General features: G+C 66.7%; 16 protein-coding genes and 1 pseudogene. 13 read left to right on the forward strand and 4 right to left on the reverse strand.

What is annotated here, in order from left to right; genetic code table 11:
- A partial coding sequence (locus tag ACQ4N9_RS19130; protein WP_430933493.1) for an NUDIX hydrolase occupies positions 1 to 520 on the reverse strand: 520 nt, incomplete at its 3' end.
- A 1-nt stretch (position 521) separates the two neighbouring features.
- The gene (locus ACQ4N9_RS19135) at positions 522 to 1,589 is read right to left on the reverse strand and encodes a DUF2333 family protein (RefSeq protein WP_390966016.1); all 1,068 of its coding nucleotides are present in this window, start codon (positions 1,587 to 1,589) and stop codon (positions 522 to 524) included.
- Between the two features lie 249 nt (positions 1,590 to 1,838).
- On the opposite strand from ACQ4N9_RS19135, the gene ACQ4N9_RS19140 reads away from it, so the two are divergent.
- The 6 genes and pseudogenes from ACQ4N9_RS19140 to accC all read left to right on the forward strand — a co-directional run bounded on the left by ACQ4N9_RS19140 (position 1,839) and on the right by accC (position 10,480).
- The gene (locus ACQ4N9_RS19140) at positions 1,839 to 3,455 is read left to right on the forward strand and encodes a response regulator (protein ID WP_258643341.1); all 1,617 of its coding nucleotides are present in this window, start codon (positions 1,839 to 1,841) and stop codon (positions 3,453 to 3,455) included.
- Between the two features lie 2,007 nt (positions 3,456 to 5,462).
- Positions 5,463 to 5,978: pseudogene (locus tag ACQ4N9_RS19145) on the forward strand (methyl-accepting chemotaxis protein); the annotation flags it as partial.
- A gap of 175 nt (positions 5,979 to 6,153) precedes the next feature.
- Positions 6,154 to 7,917: a protein-disulfide reductase DsbD gene (locus tag ACQ4N9_RS19150; protein ID WP_390966014.1), complete on the forward strand. Its 1,764-nt coding sequence runs from the start codon at positions 6,154 to 6,156 to the stop codon at positions 7,915 to 7,917.
- Between the two features lie 177 nt (positions 7,918 to 8,094).
- Positions 8,095 to 8,547, forward strand: a complete 453-nt coding sequence (gene aroQ, locus ACQ4N9_RS19155) for a type II 3-dehydroquinate dehydratase (RefSeq protein ID WP_011535870.1) — start codon at positions 8,095 to 8,097, stop codon at positions 8,545 to 8,547.
- A 98-nt stretch (positions 8,548 to 8,645) separates the two neighbouring features.
- Entirely contained in the window at positions 8,646 to 9,107 is a 462-nt protein-coding gene (gene accB / locus ACQ4N9_RS19160; RefSeq protein WP_390966011.1) for an acetyl-CoA carboxylase biotin carboxyl carrier protein, read from the forward strand.
- Between the two features lie 17 nt (positions 9,108 to 9,124).
- Positions 9,125 to 10,480, forward strand: a complete 1,356-nt coding sequence (gene accC, locus ACQ4N9_RS19165) for an acetyl-CoA carboxylase biotin carboxylase subunit (RefSeq protein ID WP_125465695.1) — start codon at positions 9,125 to 9,127, stop codon at positions 10,478 to 10,480.
- 94 nt (positions 10,481 to 10,574) lie between these two features.
- Here accC and ACQ4N9_RS19170 read toward each other — a convergent pair whose 3' ends face one another.
- The gene (locus ACQ4N9_RS19170; RefSeq protein WP_125465696.1) at positions 10,575 to 12,428 is read right to left on the reverse strand and encodes a sigma-54-dependent Fis family transcriptional regulator; all 1,854 of its coding nucleotides are present in this window, start codon (positions 12,426 to 12,428) and stop codon (positions 10,575 to 10,577) included.
- A gap of 279 nt (positions 12,429 to 12,707) precedes the next feature.
- Between ACQ4N9_RS19170 and ACQ4N9_RS19175 the strand changes: the two genes are divergently transcribed.
- Genes ACQ4N9_RS19175 through ACQ4N9_RS19195 form a run of 5 tightly spaced genes read left to right on the forward strand, consistent with a single transcriptional unit; the run spans position 12,708 to position 18,039 of the window.
- On the forward strand, positions 12,708 to 13,763 hold the full coding sequence (locus ACQ4N9_RS19175; RefSeq protein ID WP_390966009.1) for an ATP-NAD kinase family protein: 1,056 nt from the start codon (positions 12,708 to 12,710) through the stop codon (positions 13,761 to 13,763).
- Positions 13,764 to 13,785: 22 nt separating this feature from the next.
- Complete coding sequence (locus ACQ4N9_RS19180) at positions 13,786 to 14,763, forward strand: thiamine pyrophosphate-dependent dehydrogenase E1 component subunit alpha (RefSeq protein ID WP_125860568.1); 978 nt, start codon at positions 13,786 to 13,788, stop codon at positions 14,761 to 14,763.
- A 33-nt stretch (positions 14,764 to 14,796) separates the two neighbouring features.
- Positions 14,797 to 15,819 (forward strand): alpha-ketoacid dehydrogenase subunit beta, encoded by a 1,023-nt coding sequence (locus tag ACQ4N9_RS19185; protein ID WP_390966006.1) that lies wholly within the window; start codon positions 14,797 to 14,799, stop codon positions 15,817 to 15,819.
- On the forward strand, positions 15,816 to 16,922 hold the full coding sequence (locus ACQ4N9_RS19190) for an acetoin dehydrogenase dihydrolipoyllysine-residue acetyltransferase subunit (protein WP_125860570.1): 1,107 nt from the start codon (positions 15,816 to 15,818) through the stop codon (positions 16,920 to 16,922). Before ACQ4N9_RS19185 ends, ACQ4N9_RS19190 begins: the two co-directional genes overlap by 4 nt.
- Before the next feature lie 52 nt (positions 16,923 to 16,974).
- Positions 16,975 to 18,039: a 2,3-butanediol dehydrogenase gene (locus ACQ4N9_RS19195; RefSeq protein ID WP_390966093.1), complete on the forward strand. Its 1,065-nt coding sequence runs from the start codon at positions 16,975 to 16,977 to the stop codon at positions 18,037 to 18,039.
- A gap of 178 nt (positions 18,040 to 18,217) precedes the next feature.
- On the opposite strand, the gene ACQ4N9_RS19200 is transcribed toward ACQ4N9_RS19195, so the two are convergent.
- A complete protein-coding gene (locus ACQ4N9_RS19200) occupies positions 18,218 to 18,757 on the reverse strand; it encodes a hypothetical protein (protein ID WP_390966004.1) in 540 nt (179 codons plus the stop codon).
- 177 nt (positions 18,758 to 18,934) lie between these two features.
- On the opposite strand from ACQ4N9_RS19200, the gene prmA reads away from it, so the two are divergent.
- Entirely contained in the window at positions 18,935 to 19,813 is an 879-nt protein-coding gene (gene prmA / locus ACQ4N9_RS19205) for a 50S ribosomal protein L11 methyltransferase (RefSeq protein ID WP_390966002.1), read from the forward strand.
- 43 nt (positions 19,814 to 19,856) lie between these two features.
- Positions 19,857 to 21,191: a DUF3426 domain-containing protein gene (locus tag ACQ4N9_RS19210; RefSeq protein WP_390966000.1), complete on the forward strand. Its 1,335-nt coding sequence runs from the start codon at positions 19,857 to 19,859 to the stop codon at positions 21,189 to 21,191.
- Positions 21,192 to 21,246 lie beyond the last annotated feature (55 nt).

The raw sequence follows: 21,246 nt of genomic DNA on the forward strand, positions 1-21,246 counted from the left end.
TGTAGCGCTGCAACGCCGCCAGCGAATCCGGGCAATAGGGCAGTGACGCACTTTCCAGCTCGGCCTGTTCGACAGGGATGAACCGCGCCTCGCTCACCTCTTCGGGCTGCAAGCGCAACGCCCCGTCCCACACCGCCGAAAACACCGCGCACCACAGCCGATTGCCCGGCTGGTCGAAGTAGAACTTCTCGTGGAAGCGCAACGTAACGCCGCTCACCCCCAGTTCTTCTTCCAGCTCCCGGGCCGCCGAGTCGGCATAGCTTTCCTCATGCCCGACCATGCCGCCCGCCGCCACATCCCAATACCCGGGATACAGCGCCTTGCTCAGGGTACGCCGGTGCACGCACAAGTCGCCGGCACTGTTGAACAGCAGGATGAAGGTGCAGCGCCCGATCAGGCCGCGCTCACGCAGCTCGGCCCGCGGCAAGGCGCCGAGCGGCTGGTCGTGGTCATCCACCCAGGCCACCCGCTCGGCGTCGGAGGCCGCGCGGTGCGCGACCTCGGCAGGGCTGATGGCCATGTCAGCCCTGGGACAGCAGCTGGCGCAGGTCGATGACCGCGGCGTTGGCCCGGGAAATGTAGTTGGCCATTACCAGCGAGTGGTTGGCCCACATGCCGAAGCCGCTGCCGTTGAGCACCATCGGGCTCCACAGCGCTTCCTGGGACGCTTCCAGCTCACGGATGATCTGGCGCACGCTGACCGTGGCGTTCTTCTTCGCCAGCACGTCGGCAAAGTCGACCTCGATGGCACGCAGCAGGTGCGACAGCGCCCACGCCTGGCCACGGGCCTCGTAGAACACGTTGTCGATCTGCAGCCACGGGGTTTCGACCACTTCTTCATCGACCTGGGGCGCCTGGCCCGGGGCCACCGACTCGGTCTTCAGGGTGTTGTTGAGCTTGACCCGGCCAACGCTGGCCGACAGCCGTTGCGACAGCGAACCCAGGCGGGTCGCGACGTCACCCAGCCAGTTGTTGAGGTTGTCGGCGCGGGTATAGAAGATCGCGCCCTGGTCGCCCTTGGCCAGGCGGACCTGGTAGCGGCTGAGCGACTTGATGCCCTCTTCGAACTCCGACTCGCTCGACGGCAGGATCCAGCTCTTGTTGTCGAAGTTGAAGCGCGGCTCGGCCTTGGCCAGGTCGGCGTCTTCGGTTGACTGCGACTGCGAACGGGCGAAGTCCTTGCGCAAGGCGCGGGACAGGTCGCGGACCTGGACCAGCACGCCATATTCCCAGCTCGGCATGTTGTCCATCCACAGCCCGGGCGGGAAACGGTCGTTGGAGATGTAGCCACCCGGCTTGTCGAGCAGGGTGCCGGCAACGGTCTTGAGGGTTTCGACGGTGGTGTAGCCGATCACCATCTGCTGGCCGTTGCGCTCGGCGGCGGCCTGGGCGTTCTGCTGCACCGGGAACAGTGCCGGCTCCTCGCTCCAGTACCAACCCAGGCCCAGGCAGACCAGCAGGTACAGACCGATCAGGGTCCCCAAGGCGCGGCTCCAGAGGCCGCCAAGATAGCTACGGGTGGCCGAGCCACGGGCTTCAACCCGCTCGCGAGGCTCGGCTTTGGCCTCGCGGTTTTTCCAATCCAGCATGGCATTGTCCTTGATCAGTGGAGACGGTACAGGGCTTGGACCTCTGGTTGGCGCCAGGGTGCCACGGCAAGCCCGCGTGGCAGCACTATAAAGCAGACGCCGCCATTCGTATAAGCGACCAACGGGTCGACAACTGAATAATCGTCCCTGAACACTTTGTTGACCCTGGGCACTCGCTTGTCGGAAAAGCGGTGCTAGCATAGAGCCATCACTGAACCTGCACCTCCTCTACTAACAAGCAGTCAGGACATGACCCAGCCAGCCGACCCGAGCCACGAGCGCCTCAAGCAGCATTTTGCCCAGCGGGTCATCCACCAGGCCCGGCAGATCCTCGAAATCTGGCAGCGCCTGCAGCGTGGTGAATGGTCGAGCGCCGGCCTGGGCGAGCTGGGCGAAGCCAACCTGCGGCTGCAGCGTTACGCCGAGCGCTTCGAGCAACCCGAGCACGGCAGCCTGTCCACGGCCATCGGCCAGACGCTGCGCGCGATCGAAGCCAACAGCGCGCGGCTCAATTCCGAACTGATCGCCGAACTCAACCGCTTGATGCAACGCCTGTCGCGCACTGGCCTGCGCAAGGGCGACCAGCTCGACAATGTACCGCTGCCGCCCCTGCGCAAACCGGTGTACATCGTCCTGCAAGACCACGAGCGCGCCGAGCGCCTGGCCCAGCAGCTGGAGTTCTTCGGCCTGACCGTGCAGGCCCTGTGCAGCGCCAACGCCTTCCAGGCGTCGATGAGCGAGCGCCTGCCGGCGGCCATCATCATGGACGTGGACTTCACCGGCCCCGGCGTCGGCCTGCAACTGGCGGCCCAGGCCCAGCAAGGCTTGGAGCAGCACATCCCGCTGCTGTTCTTCAGCCTGCACGAAACCGATACCCCCACCCGCCTGGCCGCCGTGCGCGCCGGCGGCCAGGAATTCCTCACCGGCACCCTGGAAGCCTCCAGCCTGCTGGAAAAAGTCGAACTGCTGACCAGCGCCACCCAGTACGACCCGTTCCGCGTGCTGGTGATCGACGACTCACGCGCCCAGGCCCTGCACACCGAGCGCCTGCTCAACAGCGCCGGGATCATCACCCGCACCCTCACCGAGCCGATCCGCACCATGAGCGAGCTGGCCGACTTCCAGCCCGACCTGATCATCCTCGACCTGTACATGCCCGCCTGCACCGGCCCGGAGCTGGCCAAGGTGATCCGCCACAACGACCGCTATGTCAGCGTGCCGATCATCTACCTGTCGGCCGAGGACGACCTGGACAAGCAGCTCGACGCCATGAGCGAAGGCGGCGACGACTTCCTCACCAAGCCGATCCGCTCGCGCCAGCTGATCACCACCGTGCGCAACCGCGCCGCCCGCGCCCGCCACCTCAAGGCGCGCATGGTCCGCGACAGCCTCACCGGGCTGTACAACCACACCCACATCCTGCAATTGCTCGAAGACTGCAGCTTCCGCGCCCGGCGCGAGGAGCAGCCGCTGTGCTTCGCCATGCTCGACATCGACCATTTCAAGAAGATCAACGACCGCCATGGCCACCCCATGGGCGACCGGGTGATCAAGAGCCTGGCGCTGTTCCTCAAGCAACGCCTGCGCAAGACCGACTTCATCGGCCGTTATGGCGGCGAGGAGTTCGCCATCGTCATGCCCAACACCGGGCTGGCTGCCGCGCACAAGGTGCTCGACGACATCCGCCGGCGTTTTGCCGAAATCCATTACCCGGCGCAGCCGCACGACCTGCAGTGCACCTTCAGCGGCGGCGTGGTGCAGCTGGATGACAGCCTCGATGCACTGACCATGGCCAGCGCGGCGGACGAAGCGCTGTACCGGGCCAAGCATGCCGGGCGCAATTGTGTGGTGCGGGTCGATCCGTAACCATCTTCCGCGCGCACGTTGATACCGCGTCATGCCAACAAGGCGGACAGCGTTGAATTCACAGGGATTACTGGCCCGAAACAGATGTGGGAGCCGGCTTGCCGGCGATGCGCCGCGCGGGCGGCGCTCGATCTTGAAGCCGCTGCAAATCTGTCGACATGCACCTGCTGAACCGCATGCGATATCAAGACAAGCTCATGGGTGTCACACCGCTGGCCCGGAATAATCAGAATGGCAAGGTTGCCCGCAGGTGCATGTTGAGGTATCGGGTGGATGGCACTAGGTGCCCGCCGGTGTTTTTGCAGCGTTCTTGAGATCGAGCGCCGCCCGCGCGGCGCATCGCCGGCAAGCCGGCTCCCACATCTGTTTCGGGCCAATCATGCCTGTAAGCGTGGCGGCGCCGGCCTTGGTGCATGACGTAATACCGGCGTAGCGGCTGCACCACAGATACCGGCACTGTGCCACTTATTTTTGACGCCAACCCCGCGTCGTCATCACCTCGTCATAAAACCGCAATAACTTCAGGCACCTACCTCCACTCCCCGCAGGAAGTCCGCGGCTATGCGCCTGAAGTGGCTGACCAATTTCAACACCCTGTTGCTGGTAACCGTGTGCATCGCCCTGGGCGCGACCCTGTGGTGGTCGCAACGTGCGCTGGAGCGCCCCTATCAACTGATGGAGCGCTACCTGGGCCTGTCGCAGCAGTTCCAGAACGACGCCGCGCGCAACACCCAGGCCTACCTGGCCAGCGGTGACGCCCTGCGCCATGCCGCCGCCGTGGAAGCCAACAAGCAACTCCAGGCCGCCCTGGCTGACTGGCCCGAAGACTTGTCGGGCAAACTGCGCCCGAGCCTCGACAGCCTGCAGGCCTTCACCGCCAACGAACTGCTGGCCGCCGGCAAGCTGGCCGGCGACCCGCAGGCCTTGCTGTTGCAGGCCGAGCGCGAACTGGGGGCCAACCTTGAACAACTGGCAGGCTACGCCCGCGACAGCGGCAGCGCCGAGGCCAGCCGCTACCTTGCGCCGCTGATGGAGGCCACCCTGCACCTGGGCCGGCTGTCGCTGGCCCGCGACAAGCTGGTCAGCAGTGGCCGCGCCGAGCTTGCAGATGAAGTGCAACGCGAACTGCAACTGATCGCCGCCCAGGCCCAGACCCTCGACGGCCTGCCGCTGCTGGGGGTAACCCGCGCCGCCGAATCCAACGCCGACGACTTCGCCGCCATGATGGGCCTGGACGCGCAAACCAGCGCCCAGCAGGAAGACGTCGCGGTCGGCCTCAAGCGCGAGCTGCAAAGCCTGCTCAAGCGTTACCCCGCCGAGCTGCAACGCACCCGCGAGCAGATCGAGCGGCGCGCCGCCCTCGCCGCCAGCACTGGCGAGCGTCTGGACGCCGTGCAGCAGGCCATCGCCGGGCTGGAGCCACAGGTGCGCGCCCAGCACGGCAAGATCGCCGGCGAAGTGCGGATCCTCCAGGGCCTGATGATCGGCCTGATCCTGCTCATCGCCCTGCTGATCGATACCCTGCAACGGCGCCTGGCCGGCACCCTGAGCAGCCTCGCGCCGGCCCTGTCGCGCTGGGCCGAGGGCGACTTCGCCCAAACCATCGAGCTGGGCAAGACCAACCGCGAGCTGCACGACATCCAGGAGTCGCTGAACCGCCTGCGCCAGTACCTGGTGGAGCTGGTGGGCACCCTGCGCCACAACGCCGAGCAGGTGGCCGGCAGCAGCCACGCCCTGGCCGGCATGAGCAGCGCCCTGCATGACGGCGCCGAACGCCAGGCCGGCGACACCGCGCAGATCCGCGATGCCCTGGGCGAGCTGGAGGCGACCATCCAGCAGGTGGCCGGCGATGCCAGCGCCGCCGCCGAGGCCAGCCACCACGCCGGGCGCGCGGTGGAACAGGGCCAGACGGTGATCGGCCAGAGCCTGTCCGGGCTGCGTTCGCTGGTCGACGAGGTGCAGGGCAACGCCCGCATGATCGAACAACTGGCCGAAGAGTCGGCCACCATCGGCGGCGTGCTCACGGTGATCCGCGCGATTGCCGAACAGACCAACCTGCTGGCCCTCAACGCCGCCATCGAAGCCGCCCGGGCCGGTGAAATGGGCCGAGGGTTTGCCGTGGTCGCCGACGAAGTACGCTCGCTGGCCCAGCGCACCACCGGCGCCACCGGTGAGATCCAGGCGCTGATCGACCGCCTGCAGCAGGCCGCCCGCGACTCGGTGGACGGCATGCGCACCCAGCTGGAGCATGCCGAGGCCACCGCCAACCAGGCGCAATCGGCCGATGGCGCGCTGGACGAGATCGTCAGCGCCATCCGCACCATTGCCGACACCGCCGTGCGGATTGCCGATGTGACCGCGCAACAGACCGGCGCGGTGAGCGAGATTCGCGGGCACAGCGAGCGGATTCACGAGCTGGGTGAGGACAACCTGCAGCGTATTGGTGAAGGGCGCGAGCAGGGCGAGCAGTTGCTCAAGCTGGGCGGGGAATTGAATACGGCGGTGCGGGCGTTCCGGCTCTAAGATCGGCATGGCCTGGATGGCGAGGGCTCTGCCCTCGATCGCGACACAAGGCCGCTCCTACAGGAAACCGCGCTCCCCTGTAGGAGCGGCCTTGTGTCGCGATGGGCCGCGCAGCGGCCCCAATTCCCGCCAACTCCGCTATGATGCCCGCCAAGTTCCACCTCGCGAGTCCGCCATGCGCCGCCTGTTTTTCCTGCTGTTCCTGCTGCTGGCCAGCCCCGCCTTCGCCAGCGGCCTGCTCGACAACCGCCCCAGCGCCACCCTTGGCGCCGCCTCGCTGTCCAACAGCGCCGACTTCCTGCCGGTACACGAAGCCTTCAAGCTCAGCCTGGTGCAGGCCGACGCGCAAACCATCAAGCTGCGCTTCGTCGCCACCGACGGCTACTACCTGTACCGCCACCGCTTCCAGTTCCGCACCGAACCTGCCGACATCACCCTGGGCGCACCGAACATCCCCAAGGGCGAGGCCAAGCACGACGAGTTCTTCGGCGACGTCGAGGTGTACCACGGGGTACTGGACATCGAGCTGCCACGCACCGATCAACGCGCCTTCACCCTGCTGGTGGGCTACCAGGGCTGCGCCGACAAGGGCCTGTGCTACCCGCCGGAAACCGAACGGCTGAGCATCGAGGGTGAGGGCGGCGCGCTGCCGGCCACCGGCGAAACGGGCTGGGACTGGAAGTCCCTGGCGCTGTTCTTCCTGGCTGGCCTTGGCCTGACCTTCACGCCCTGTGTGCTGCCGATGCTGCCGATCCTGTCCGGGGTGGTGCTGCGCGGCCAGGTCGGCGGCCTGCACGGCCTGTCGCTGTCGCTGGCGTATGTGCTGCCGATGGCGGCCAGTTTCGCCGTGCTGGGGGCGCTGATGGGCCTGTTCGGCGCCGGCCTCAACCTGCAGGCACGCCTGCAGTCGGCCTGGGTGCTGGTGCCGTTCGCAGGGTTCTTCGTGTTGTTCGCCCTGGCCATGTTCGGCCTGTTCGAGATCAAGCTGCCACAGGCGCTGGGCAACCGCCTGGAGAAGGTCGCCAACCACACCCGAGGCGGCTCGCTGCTGGGTGCGGCGGTGCTGGGCGTGCTGTCGAGCCTGCTGGTTTCACCCTGTGTTTCGGCGCCGTTGGCCGGTGCGCTGCTGTACATCAGCGCCAGCGGCGACGCCGTGGGTGGCGCGCTGAAACTGTTCGCCCTGGGCCTGGGCATGGGTGCCCCGCTGCTGCTGGTGGCCACCGGCGGCGCGGCCTGGCTGCCGAAAAGCGGCCCGTGGATGAACAGCGTTAAAAACGCCATTGGCGTACTGCTGCTGGGCCTGGCCATCGGCCTGCTCAGCCGCGTGCTGCCGGGGCCGCTGACCCTGCTGCTGGTCGGCCTGCTGGCCGCTGGCGTGGCGCTGTTCCTTGGCGCCCTGGAGTTCGTGGTCAAGTCACCGCGCCAACGCCTGGCGCAACTGCTCGGCCTGGTACTGCTGGTGTACGCACTGGCCTGCTGGTACGGCGCCCTGAACGGCCAGGGCGACCCGCTGCGCCCGCTGCCAGCACCGCTCGCGGCCACTGCCCCAACGCAGGCCAAGGCCGATGCCTGGCAAACCCTCACCACCCCGGCCGCCCTCGACGCGGCCCTGGCCGAGGCCAAGGCCGCAGGCCAACCGGTGCTGCTCGACTGGTACGCCGACTGGTGCATCAGCTGCAAGGTGATCGAGCACGAAGTACTCAACGCCGAGCCTGTGGTCAAGCAATTGGGCGCGTTCCGCCTGCTGCGCTTCGACATCACCCAGAGCAACGCCGAACAGCGCGCCCTGCTCGACCGCTACCGCCTGTTCGGCCCGCCCGCGCTGATGTTTTTTGCGGCGAACGGCAGCGAAATGACCACTGATCGGGTGATCGGCGAGATAAACGCCGGCGATTTTGCGCAGGTTTTGGCGCGCGTGCGCGGCCAACTCGGTCTATAACTTCCCGCGACCGGTGAAAAAACCGGTAACAAGTGACCAGAGTTAATCATCTGGTCACATACTTTGCGCGAATCTCGGTCATCGTGCTGGCTATTGCCGGGAACTGGACACTCATCGCTGCTTGCGGCATAGTCGCCGCGCTATGTCGAATTGCCCTACAAAACCAAGGAATCGCAGATGGCAACCCTACTGGTGCTGCACGGCCCCAACCTGAACCTGCTCGGCACCCGCGAACCGGGCCACTATGGCGCAGCCACGCTGGCGCAGATCAATCAGGACCTGGAGCAGCGCGCCCGCGCCGCCGGCCACCATCTGCAATACCTGCAGAGCAATGCCGAATATGAATTGATCGACCGTATCCACGCCGCGCGCAACGAAGGCGTGGACTTCATCCTGATCAATCCGGCCGCTTTCACCCACACCAGCGTCGCATTACGTGACGCATTGCTCGCGGTGAGCATCCCATTCATCGAAGTGCACTTGTCCAACGTGCACAAACGCGAGCCGTTCCGTCATCACTCCTACTTCTCCGATGTTGCCGTAGGGGTGATCTGCGGCCTGGGCGCCACCGGTTACCGGCTGGCCCTGGAGTCTGCGCTGGAACACCTGGCTGCCAACGCACAGCCCTGATGACACAAGGCCTTGGCCCACCGGCCAAGGCTCAGAAGAAACGTTTTCGACACGTTTTCAAATTAAGTCCCCGAACGAACCTTGGGAGTTGCTGATTAATGGATATCCGTAAAGTCAAAAAGCTGATCGAACTGCTGGAAGAGTCCGGCATCGACGAACTGGAGATCAAGGAAGGCGAAGAGTCCGTTCGCATCAGCCGTAACAGCAAGACCCCGGCCGCTCAACAGTACTACGCACCTGCTCCGGTAGCCGCGCCTGTCGCCGCCCCGGTGGCCGCTGCTGCTGCCCCGGCTGCCGAAGCCGCTGCTGCCACCCCGGCCCTGAAAGGCACCGTGGTGCGCTCGCCGATGGTCGGCACCTTCTACCGCAAGCCTTCGCCGACCTCGCCGAACTACGCCGAAGTGGGCCAGACCGTGAAGAAGGGCGACACCCTGTGCATCGTCGAAGCCATGAAGATGATGAACCACATCGAATGCGAAATCGGCGGTGTGATCGACGCCATCCTGGTAGAAGACGGTCAGCCGGTTGAATACGACCAGCCGCTGTTCACCATCGTTTGAACCGCGGAGAGCCAACGATGTCTGGGAAGCTCGAAAAAGTCCTGATCGCCAACCGCGGGGAAATTGCCCTGCGGATCCTGCGTGCCTGTAAAGAGCTGGGTATCAAGACCGTCGCCGTCTACTCCAAGGCCGACAAGGAACTGATGCACCTGGGCCTGGCGGACGAGACGGTCTGCATCGGCCCGGCGCCGTCCAAGGAATCCTACCTGCACATCCCGGCGATCATCGCCGCTGCTGAAGTGACAGGCGCCACCGCCATTCACCCGGGTTACGGCTTCCTCGCGGAAAACGCCGACTTCGCCGAGCAGGTGGAAAACTCCGGCTACATCTTCATCGGCCCGAAAGCCGACACCATCCGCCTGATGGGCGACAAAGTGTCGGCCAAGGACGCCATGATCAAGTCGGGCGTGCCGACCGTTCCGGGCTCCGACGGCCCGCTGCCGGAAGACGAAGAAACCGCGCTGGCAATCGCCCGCGAGGTGGGTTACCCGGTGATCATCAAGGCCGCCGGTGGCGGTGGTGGTCGCGGCATGCGCGTGGTGCACAAGGAAGAAGACCTGATCGAATCGGCCAAGCTGACCCGCACCGAAGCCGGTGCTGCGTTCGGCAACCCGATGGTCTACCTGGAGAAGTTCCTGACCAACCCACGTCACGTGGAAGTGCAGGTACTGTCCGACGGCCAGGGCAACGCCGTGCACCTGGGCGACCGTGACTGCTCGCTGCAGCGCCGTCACCAGAAGGTTCTCGAAGAAGCGCCGGCCCCGGGCATCGACGAGAAGGCCCGCCAGGAAGTGTTCAAGCGTTGCGTCGACGCCTGCATCGAGATCGGCTACCGCGGTGCCGGTACCTTCGAGTTCCTGTACGAGAACGGCCGTTTCTACTTCATCGAGATGAACACCCGCGTCCAGGTCGAGCACCCGGTTTCGGAAATGGTCACCGGCATCGACATCGTCAAGGAGATGCTCAGCATCGCCGCTGGCAACAAGCTGTCGTTCCGCCAGGAAGACGTGGTGATCCGTGGTCACTCGCTGGAGTGCCGGATCAACGCCGAAGACCCGAAGAAGTTCATCCCGAGCCCAGGCACGGTCAAGCACTTCCACGCCCCGGGTGGCAACGGCGTTCGCGTCGATTCGCACCTGTACAGCGGTTATTCGGTTCCGCCGAACTACGACTCGCTGATCGGCAAGCTGATCACCTACGGCAAGGACCGCGACGAAGCCATGGCGCGCATGCGCAATGCCCTGGACGAGATCGTCGTCGACGGCATCAAGACCAACATCCCGCTGCACCGCGACCTGGTGCGTGATGAAGGTTTCTGCAAAGGCGGCGTCAACATCCACTACCTCGAGCACAAACTGGCCAACCAGGAGTGATCGCGTTAGCGAGATGAAAGAACCCCGGCCCAGTGCCGGGGTTTTTTATTGCCTGCCAGCGGTTCGCCGATCCCTGCAGGAGCGGCCTTGTGCCTTAGCCCTTCATCCGCGGCATCTCGATCCGGTGCTCATGCACGCGTCGATACAGGGTCGCCCGCGATATCCCCAGCGCCCGCGCCGCATCGGCCGGTTTCCAGCGATGACGGATCAGTGCATCCAGCAGCAACTGCCGTGCCGGGCAAGACGCGCCGCCTTCAGCCGAATCAACCGCGTCACCGCGCACCTCTTGCGGCAGGTCCTGCAATTGCAACTCCCCGCCCTCACTCACCGCACAGGCATAGCGCAACACCTGCCGCAGCTGGCGCAAATTGCCCGGCCAGCGATACACCAGCAATGCCTCCAGGGCCGCGTCCGCCAGCAGCACCTCGACCCCGCAGGCCGCCGCCTCCTCGCCCAGCAACTGGTGGATCAACCCCAGCCGGTCATCGCGCTCGCGCAGCGGCGGCAATTCGAAACGGGCGTTGGCCAGGCGGAAGTACAGATCCTCACGGAAACGCCCCTCAGCGACCATCGCCGCCAGGTCACGGTGGGTGGCGCAGATCACCTGGATATCCACACGCTCGCGCCGCGCCGCGCCCAGCGGCGCCACCTCGCCTTCGGCCAGTACCCGCAGCAGGCGGGTCTGCAGGTGCAGCGGCATGTCGCCGATCTCGTCGAGGAACAGCGTGCCACCATTGGCCTGCTGCAACAGGCCCTGCATGCCCTTTGCCGAGGCGCCGGTGAAGGCGCCGGCGACATAACCGAACAGTTCGCTCTCGATCAGGCTCTCGGGGATGGCCGCACAGTTGAGGGTGACGAAAGGCCCCTCGCGGCGCTGGCTCTGCTGGTGCAGCTGGCGAGCGAACACCTCCTTGCCGGCGCCGGTTTCGCCCTGTACCAGCACCGCCAGGTTGCAGTCCTTGACCCGCGTGGCCAGGCGCAGGTGCTGTTCGATGCGCGCATCCTGCGCCTGGCGCACGGGCTGCGCGCGCCCACGCCGTTGCGGCGCGCTGACCCGCCCATACAGCCCACCCCAGCCCGGCAGGCGCTGGGCTGAAGCATCATGGGCGCGGCGCAACTGGTCCAGGTCGAACAACTCGCCGATATGCTCGGGCAACCGCCCGTCACGTTCCAGCAGACGCTGGCGGGCCAGGCTGTTGAGCGCCTGCAGGCGGCCATCGCTATCCCAGGCCAGCAGGTAGTCCGGCTGGCTCTCGACGTAGCCCGGCGTGCCATGGGCGCGCATCACCCAATGGCCCTGCACGCTGTGCATGAAGAAGGCGTTCTCGATCTCCCGTGCGGTCTGCTCGACCAGTTGGCGGATCAGGTGCTGGCTGCGCCGGTCATCCGGCGATTGCAACGCCGACACGTCCACCACCCCAAGCAGCTCGCCGGCCGGGTCGAACACCGGCGCCGCGGTGCAGGTCAGGCCAATGAACGCGGCGCGAAAGTGATCGCGCTTGTGCACCGTGACCGGCGCCTTGCTGGTCAGCACCGCCGCCACCCCACAGGTGCCCTCCTCGCCTTCCGACCAGCAGGTGCCCAGGTACAGCCCGGCCTTGCGGCAGTCGTTGCGGATCGCCGCCTCGACCCGGTAATCGATGGTGCGGCCCTGGGCATCGGTGAGCAGCACGCAGTAGTCGGCGCCACGCACCCGCTCATGCAGGCGTGCGACGGCATCGCTGGCGATGCGCAGGAACAGTTCGGCGCGCTCGCGGCATTCGTTGAGCAGGCTTTGCGAAAGGATGCGCGGGCCCTGCTGGGAGGCAGGGTCGAGGCGGTACAGCTCCATGGAACGGCGCCACGAGTCGAGGATCAGCGGCGGCACCGGCGCCTGGGGCAGGCGTTCGGCGTTCTTCAGCACCCGGCTGACGCAGTCGACATGGGCTTTGGAGTTCGCGGCAAGCATTGGGGCCCTCCGGTTCTCATTGTTCTTGTCGTTGTGCGGCCATTAAGCGCCAGCGCGGATACCCCGACAAGCGCTGTGTGATTGCCGGCCCACCTGAGACGCAGCGTCTCAGCGTCTCGCCCAGGCCCGCCCGGCCTGGCACCGGGCGTCTCGCCAAGGGCCTTCGCCAGGGCCCGTCAGCAGCGGCGCAAGCGCTCTGCTGCGGCACTCCCAGCGCCTTTGCAGAAACCTGGCACCGCGCTTGCTCCTGCCCTGGCAAACAACAATTCGAGGTGCGCCATGCCGCAACCCGCCGCTACCGTAGGGATCATCGCCAACCCTGCCTCCGGCCGTGACCTGCGCCGTCTGACCGCCAACGCCGGGCTGTACTCCAGCACCGACAAGGCCTCGGCGATCCAGCGCCTGCTGGCTGCCTTCGGTGCCTGCGGTATCGCAGGGGTGCTGCTGCCCACCGACATGACCGGCATCGCCGCCGCCGTGCTCAAGGCCAGCCAGGGCCCCGGTGCCCGCGAGCAGCACTGGCCAGCCCTGCAACTGCTCGACCTGCCACTGACCCAGACCGTGGCCGACACCCGCCTGGCTGCCCGGCGCATGGTCGAGGCCGGCGTGGCGATGATCGCCGTGCTCGGCGGCGACGGTACCCACAAGGCGGTGGCCGCCGAGGCCGGCGACGTACCGCTGCTGACGCTGTCCACCGGCACCAACAACGCCTTCCCCGAACTGCGTGAAGCCACCAGCGCCGGGCTGGCCGGTGGCCTGCTGGCCAGCGGGCGCATCCCGCCGAGCCTCGGCCTGCGCCGCAACAAACGGCTGCTGGTGAAGGTGCCCGAGCAGGGCCTGTGCGAATGGGCGCTGGTCGAGGTCGCCGTGTCGCCGCAGCCTTTCATCGGCGCCCGCGCCCTGAGCCGCAGCGATGACCTGGCCGAGGTCTTTGCCTGCTTCGCCGAACCCCACGCCATCGGCCTGTCCGCCCTGTGCGGGCTGTGGCAGCCGGTCTCGCGCCAGGCCCCGCACGGCGCCTGGGTACGCCTTGACGCCAGTGCCGACCAGGCCCTGCTCGCACCACTGGCCCCAGGCCTGCTGCAAGGCTGCGGGATCAGCGCCAGCGGCACGCTCATGCCCGGCATCCCTCAGCGCCTGAGCCTGGCCAGCGGCACCCTGGCCCTGGACGGCGAGCGCGAGATCGAGTTCGCCGCCCACGACACCCCGACCATCACCCTCGACGCCCAGGGCCCGCTGACCGTGGACGTCGAAGCCGTGCTCGCGCATGCCGCCCGCCATCACCTGCTGGCGGTCCCGCGCGGCCACCGGCTGCACCCTGCAACCCCGTGTTGAGACAACCCTGGAGAACAACAAGATGTCCAATCAGCTCAGTTCGCAACAGCTGCTGCATGCCTATGAAGTGATGCGCACCATCCGCGCCTTCGAAGAACGCCTGCACGTGGAGTTCGCCACCGGCGAGATCCCTGGCTTCGTCCACCTTTATGCCGGCGAAGAAGCCTCCGCCGCCGGGGTCATGGCCCACCTGCGCGACAGCGACTGCATCGCCTCCACCCACCGTGGCCATGGCCACTGCATCGCCAAGGGCGTCGACGTGTACGGGATGATGGCCGAGATCTACGGCAAGAAGACCGGCGTGTGCGGCGGCAAGGGCGGCTCGATGCACATCGCCGACCTGGAGAAAGGCATGCTCGGTGCCAATGGCATTGTCGGTGCCGGCGCGCCCCTGGTGGCCGGCGCCGCCCTGGCGGCCAAGCTCAAGGGCCGCGACGATGTATCGATCGCCTTCTTCGGCGATGGCGCCTCCAACGAGGGTGCCGTGTTCGAGGCGATGAACCTGGCCTCGATCATGAACCTGCCGTGCATCTTCGTCGCCGAGAACAACGGCTACGCCGAGGCCACCGCCTCGACCTGGTCGGTGGCCTGCGACCATATCGCCGACCGCGCCGCCGGCTTCGGCATGCCGGGCGTGACCATCGACGGCTTCGACTTCTTCGCCGTGCACGAAGCCGCCGGCGCCGCCATCGAACGCGCCCGCGCAGGCCAGGGGCCGTCGCTGATCGAGGTCAAGCTCAGCCGCTACTACGGCCATTTCGAAGGCGACGCCCAGACCTACCGCGCCCCGGACGAGGTGAAGAACCTGCGCGAGCAGCGCGACTGCCTGCTGCAGTTTCGCAACAAGACCACCCGCGCCGGCCTGCTCAGCCCGGAACAGCTCGACGCCATCGACGCCCGTGTTGCCGACCTGATCGAGGACGCCGTGCAGCGCGCCAAGTCCGACCCCAAGCCACAGCCCGCCGACCTGCTCACCGACGTCTACGTCAGCTACCCCTGAGCCCGGATTACAAGAACAAGAAGGAGCACCACCATGGCAAGAAAGATCAGCTACCAGCAGGCCATCAACGAAGCGCTGGCCCAGGAAATGCGCCGTGACAGCACGGTGTTCATCATCGGCGAGGACGTCGCCGGCGGCGCCGGTGCACCCGGCGAGGACGATGCCTGGGGCGGCGTGCTCGGCGTCACCAAGGGCCTGTACCACCAGTTCCCCGGCCGCGTGCTCGATGCACCGCTGTCGGAGATCGGCTATGTCGGGGCGGCCGTGGGCGCCGCCACCCAGGGCCTGCGACCGGTGTGCGAACTGATGTTCGTCGACTTCGCCGGCTGCTGCCTGGACCAGATCCTCAACCAGGCCGCCAAGTTCCGCTACATGTTCGGCGGCAAGGCGGTCACCCCGCTGGTGATGCGCACCATGTACGGCGCCGGCCTGCGCGCCGCCGCCCAGCACTCGCAGATGCTCACCTCGCTGTGGACCCATATCCCCGGCCTGAAGGTGGTGTGCCCGGCGACGCCGTACGACGCCAAGGGCCTGCTGATCCAGGCGATCCGCGACAACGATCCGGTGATCTTCTGCGAGCACAAGTTGCTGTACAGCATGCAGGGCGAGGTGCCGGAAGAGGTCTACACGGTGCCGTTCGGCGAGGCCAACTTCGTCCGCGACGGCGACGACATCACTCTGGTGAGCTACGGGCGCATGGTCCATGTGGCGCTGGAGGCGGCCAACAACCTGGCGCGCCAGGGCATCGACTGCGAAGTGCTGGACCTGCGCACCACCAGCCCATTGGATGAAGACAGCATCCTGGAAAGCGTCGAGAAGACCGGGCGCCTGGTGGTGATCGACGAAGCCAACCCACGCTGCTCGATGGCCACCGATATCAGTGCACTGGTGGCGCAGAAAGCGTTCGGCGCCCTCAAGGGCCCGATCGAGATGGTCACCGCGCCGCACACCCCGGTGCCGTTCTCCGACGCCCTGGAAGACCTGTACATCCCCGATGCGGCGAAGGTCGAGGCCGCCGTGCGCAAAGTGATCGAAGCTGCAAGGAGCGCCGCATGAGCCAGATCCACACACTGACCATGCCCAAGTGGGGCCTGTCGATGACCGAGGGCCGGGTGGACACCTGGCTCAAGCAGCAAGGCGATGAAATCCACAAGGGCGACGAAGTGCTGGACGTCGAGACCGACAAGATCAGCAGCAGCGTCGAAGCCCCGTTCAGCGGCGTATTGCGCCGGCTGGTGGCGCAGCCCGACGAAACCCTGCCGGTGGGCGCGCTGCTGGCGGTGGTGGTCGAAGGTGAAGCCGAAGAAGCCGAGATCGACGCCGTGGTGCAACGCTTCCAGGCCGAGTTCGTCGCCGAGGGCGGTGCTGAGCAAGCCCAGGGGCCGACGCCGCAGAAGGCCGAAGTGAACGGGCGCCTGCTGCGCTGGTTCGAGCTGGGCGAAGGCGGCACGCCGCTGGTGCTGGTGCACGGGTTCGGCGGCGACCTCAACAACTGGTTGTTCAACCACCCGGCATTGGCCGCCGAGCGGCGGGTCATCGCCCTCGACCTGCCCGGCCATGGCGAGTCGGCCAAGGCCCTGCAACAGGGCGATCTGGATGAACTGAGCGACGCGGTGCTGGCCCTGCTCGACCACCTGGACATACCCCGTGCGCACCTGGCCGGCCACTCCATGGGCGGCGCGGTCAGCCTCAACCTCGCCCGCCGGGCGCCCCAGCGCGTGGCCAGCCTGAGCCTGATCGCCAGCGCCGGGCTCGGCGAGGCCATCAATGGCCAGTACCTGCAAGGCTTCGTCGCCGCCGCCAACCGCAATGCGCTGAAGGGGCCGATGAGCCTGCTGTTCGCCGACCCGGGGCTGGTCACCCGGCAACTGCTCGAAGACATGCTCAAGTTCAAGCGCCTGGAGGGCGTCGACAGCGCACTGCAGCAACTGTCGGCTGCCCTGGCCGACGGCGACCGGCAGCGCCACGACCTGCGCGCCGTGCTCGGCCAGCACCCGGCGCTGGTGCTGTGGGGCGCCGCCGACGCGATCATCCCGGCCAGCCATGCAGATAGCCTGGACGCCGAGGTGCAGGTGATCCCGGCAGTCGGCCACATGGTGCAGATGGAAGCCGCCGAGCAGGTCAACCAGCAGCTGCTGGCCTTCCTGCGCAAGCACTGACCCTTTTACGTGAGCCTGGAGAACAACAATGAACGACCTGAGCCACACCCATATGCGCGCCGCCGTCTGGCATGGCCGCCACGATATCCGCGTCGAACAGGTGCCGCTGCCCGCCGACCCGCCGCCCGGCTGGGTGCAGATCAAGGTGGACTGGTGCGGCATCTGCGGCTCGGACCTGCACGAGTACGTCGCCGGCCCCGTGTTCATCCCGGTCGAGGCGCCGCACCCACTGACCGGCATCCAGGGTCAGTGCATCCTCGGCCACGAGTTCTGCGGCGAGATCGTCCAGCTCGGGGACGGCGTGCAGGGCTACGCCGTGGGTGACCCGGTGGCGGCGGATGCCTGCCAGCACTGCGGCACTTGCTACTACTGCACCCACGGCCTGTACAACATCTGCGAGCAGTTGGCCTTCACCGGGCTGATGAACAACGGCGCCTTCGCCGAGCGGGTCAACGTGCCGGCCAACCTGCTGTACAAGCTGCCCGAGGGCTTCCCGCGCGAGGCAGGGGCGCTGATCGAGCCGCTGGCGGTGGGCATGCACGCGGTGAAGAAGGCCGGCAGCCTGCTGGGGCAGAACGTAGTGGTGGTCGGTGCCGGCACCATCGGCCTGTGCACCATCATGTGCGCCAAGGCCGCCGGTGCGGCGCAGGTGATCGCCCTGGAAATGTCCTCGGCGCGCAAGGCCAAGGCACTGGAAGTGGGAGCCAGCAGCGTGCTCGACCCCAGCCAGTGCGACGCCCTGGCCGAGATCCACGCACTGACCGGCGGGCTGGGGGCCGATGTGAGTTTCGAGTGCATCGGCAACAAGCACACCGCCAAGCTGGCCATCGACACGATTCGCAAGGCCGGCAAGTGCGTGCTGGTGGGCATTTTCGAAGAACCCAGCGAATTCAACTTCTTCGAACTGGTGGCCACCGAGAAACAGGTGCTCGGCGCGCTGGCCTACAACGGCGAGTTCGCCGACGTGATCGCCTTCATCAATGACGGGCGACTGGATATCCGGCCGCTGGTGACCGGGCGTATCGGGCTGGAGCAGATCGTCGAGCTGGGCTTCGAGGAGTTGGTCAACAACAAGGAGCACAACGTGAAGATCATCGTTTCGCCGGGCGCGTCGTGAGTGGTGAAAGGGCCCAGGCGCCAAAACCGATCGGTTAAGCGGCTTGCGGCCCTTTCGCTGGCAAGCCAGCTCCCACAGTGACAGCGCATGCCTTCAGGCCTTGCGCTCCTACAGCGGACGTGCAAGTTCATAGAGCGGGGGCTGGCTTGCCAGCGACTGGCTGCGCAGCAGCGCCCGGCTACTGCTGCCAGGCCAGCAGGAGCGAGGCTGCCTGCTCGGACCAAGCCTGCTGGTAACCCTGGATATACCCATGCAGGGCATCGCCGGCATGACCTTGCTCCAGCAGTGCCTGCAGGTCCATCACATGATCGAACAGCACCTCGCGCAGGCGCTGCACATAAAGCGTCGAATCCATCAGATCGGCGGGGCGTCGCGACCAGTGGCGCCGCAGGGCGTCGTCATAGGCAGTGATGAAACGCACACTGACACTTTCGATCACGATTTCCACGCTTTCATGCTGGCTTGCCGGCACCTGCTCTCGCCATGGCTGCTCGGCGTCTGCCTCAGTCTCCGCAAACAACCCGCTGGCCCGCATGACCGAGGCCTGGTAAAGCGCCGACAGCAGCTCCGGGGTGAACGCCACTTCGGGCACCAGAAACTGGAACTCGACCGCGATCTGCTCTTCGATCACCGCCTGCAGCGGCATCTGCGTGGCCAGACGCTCTTCGACGATTTCGCCCCATTGAGTCATCCGCGCTGCCAGTGTTTCGTTGGTCATCATCAGTACCTCACAGTGAATGTGCCTGCAGTCTGACGCTGACCAGAGACGGATCCGCGGTATCTATTGCTATGCCCCGCTCGCCGCCTCACTCCCTTTTAGCGCCCGCCTGACGTAAACTGGCGCCCTTTCGCGCAGCCTCGGGCTGCCCCTGTCGATTTACCAAAGGTGCCCGCCATGCCCTGGCTGCAAGTACGCCTGGCCATCAGCCCGGAACAAGCCGAAACCTACGAAGACGCCCTGCTGGAAGTGGGTGCTGTGTCGGTGACCTTCATGGACGCCGAAGACCAGCCGATCTTCGAACCGGACCTCAACACCACCCCACTGTGGTCGCACACCCACCTGCTGGCACTGTTCGAGGCCGACACCCAGCCCGACGCGGTATTCGCCCACCTGGCCCTGCTGACCGGCGCCGCACTGCCTGAGCACCAGGCCGAGGTGATCGAGGACCAGGACTGGGAACGCAGCTGGATGGACGGTTTCCAGCCCATGCGCTTCGGCCAGCGCCTGTGGATCGTGCCGAGCTGGCACGAGGCGCCGGAAAAGGACGCGGTCAACCTGCTGCTCGACCCGGGCCTGGCGTTCGGCACCGGCACCCACCCGACCACTGCCCTGTGCCTGGAATGGCTCGACGGCCAACAGCTGCAAGGCACCCAGGTGCTGGACTTCGGCTGCGGCTCGGGCATCCTCGCCATCGCCGCGCTGCTGCTTGGCGCCCGTGAAGCGGTCGGCACCGACATCGACGTGCAGGCGCTGGAAGCCTCGCGCGACAATGCCCAACGCAATGGCATCACCGACGACAGGTTCCCCCTGTACCTGCCCGAGCACATGCCGGCCATGCAGGCCGACGTGCTGGTCGCCAACATCCTGGCCGGCCCGCTGGTGGCGCTGGCGCCGCAACTTTCCGGCCTGGTACGCCCCGGCGGCCTGCTGGCGCTGTCGGGCATCCTTGCCGAACAGGGTGAGGAAGTGGCCGCGGCCTACGCCGCCGACTTCGACCTGGACCCGATCGCCGTGCGCGACGGCTGGGTACGGATCAGTGGTCGCCGCCGCTAAGCGCGCCTAGACTCAACACCTGCACAGCCCCCCGGACCGCCGCATGACCGACAGTTTCGTCACCCAGTGCCCACATTGCCAGACCAGCTTTCGCGTCACCCATCACCAGTTGAGCGTGGCGCGTGGCGTGGTGCGCTGCGGCAACTGCCTGCAGGTGTTCAACGCCGCCAAGCAGTTGCTGGAGCAGAATCGCGCGGCGACGGGGCAGCCAGCCGCCCCGGCCGCCGAGCCTGAGCAGGCGGCCGAGCCGGTCGTGGCACAGGTCGTGGCACCGGCCATCGAGCCGGTGCCGCCGGTCAAGCAGGACTGGGCCAGCACCGCCGAGGCGCTGGAAGACTTCGACCTCGATCAGGAGCTGGCTCGCCTGGAACGGCGCAGCCCCGGCGACCGGCGGGCCGCCACACCAGCACCCACCTTGCATGCCAGCCGTGACGAGCACGGCGTCGACGAACACAGCGACGAGCCGTTCGGCACCGCCACCGACGACCCTGTCGAACCCGTGGCGCAGCACACCGAGGCGCCGGTACTGGTCGAACAGGAGCCGTTGGACCTGGAGCCGGCTGCCGACGAACGCACCGAGCCGACCCTGGGCAGCGCCGAGTTCGACCTCGACGACGAACCGGCCGTCAGCCACCCACCACAGGATGATGACCTCGATGTGCCGGTCGAGCGCATGCCCAGCCGCGACGAGCCGCTCCCCGAGCCAGGCCTGTCGGCACTGGACGACGGCCTGCGCAGCGAACGCCTGTCGGCCCGCGATGCGGACGAACTGGACGAACAGCCCGACGAGCGTGTGGAGCCGAGCCTGGCGCTCAAACCCGAGCGCGCGCGCAAGGAACCTCTGGTCGATGTGGTCGACGACCCCTTGCAACTGGGCTGGGAAAAACCCGCCGCAAACTGGGGCAAGCGCCTGTTGTGGGGGCTGCTGACGCTGCTGGCGGCCGGTTTGCTGGCATTCCAGTACATCTGGTACCACTTCGACGAAATGGCTCGCCAGGACCAGTACCGCCCGTGGTTCCAACAGCTGTGCCCGATGGTTGGCTGCCAGGTGCCGACCCGCGTCGACATCTCGCGGATCAAGAGCAGCAACCTGGTGGTGCGCAGCCACCCTGACTTCAAAGGCGCGCTGATCGTCGATGCGATCATCTACAACCGCGCCCCCTTCGCCCAGCCTTTCCCGCTGCTGGAGCTGCGTTTCGCCGACCTCAATGGGCAACTGATCGCCAGCCGGCGCTTCAAGCCCAGCGAGTACCTGTCGGGGGAGCTGGCCGGCCGTGGCGAGATGCCCAGCCAGACACCGATCCACATCGCCCTGGACATCCTCGACCCGGGGCCCAAGGCGGTGAACTACAGCCTGAGCTTCCGCTCGCCGGAGTGATCCGGCCCTGCCCAGCGCCGGCTCACCGGCGCCAACCGGCTGTCCCAAACCCCTG

It is taken from the genome of Pseudomonas sp. ES1 (genome assembly GCF_050586605.1).
Lineage (GTDB): Bacteria > Pseudomonadota > Gammaproteobacteria > Pseudomonadales > Pseudomonadaceae > Aquipseudomonas > Aquipseudomonas sichuanensis.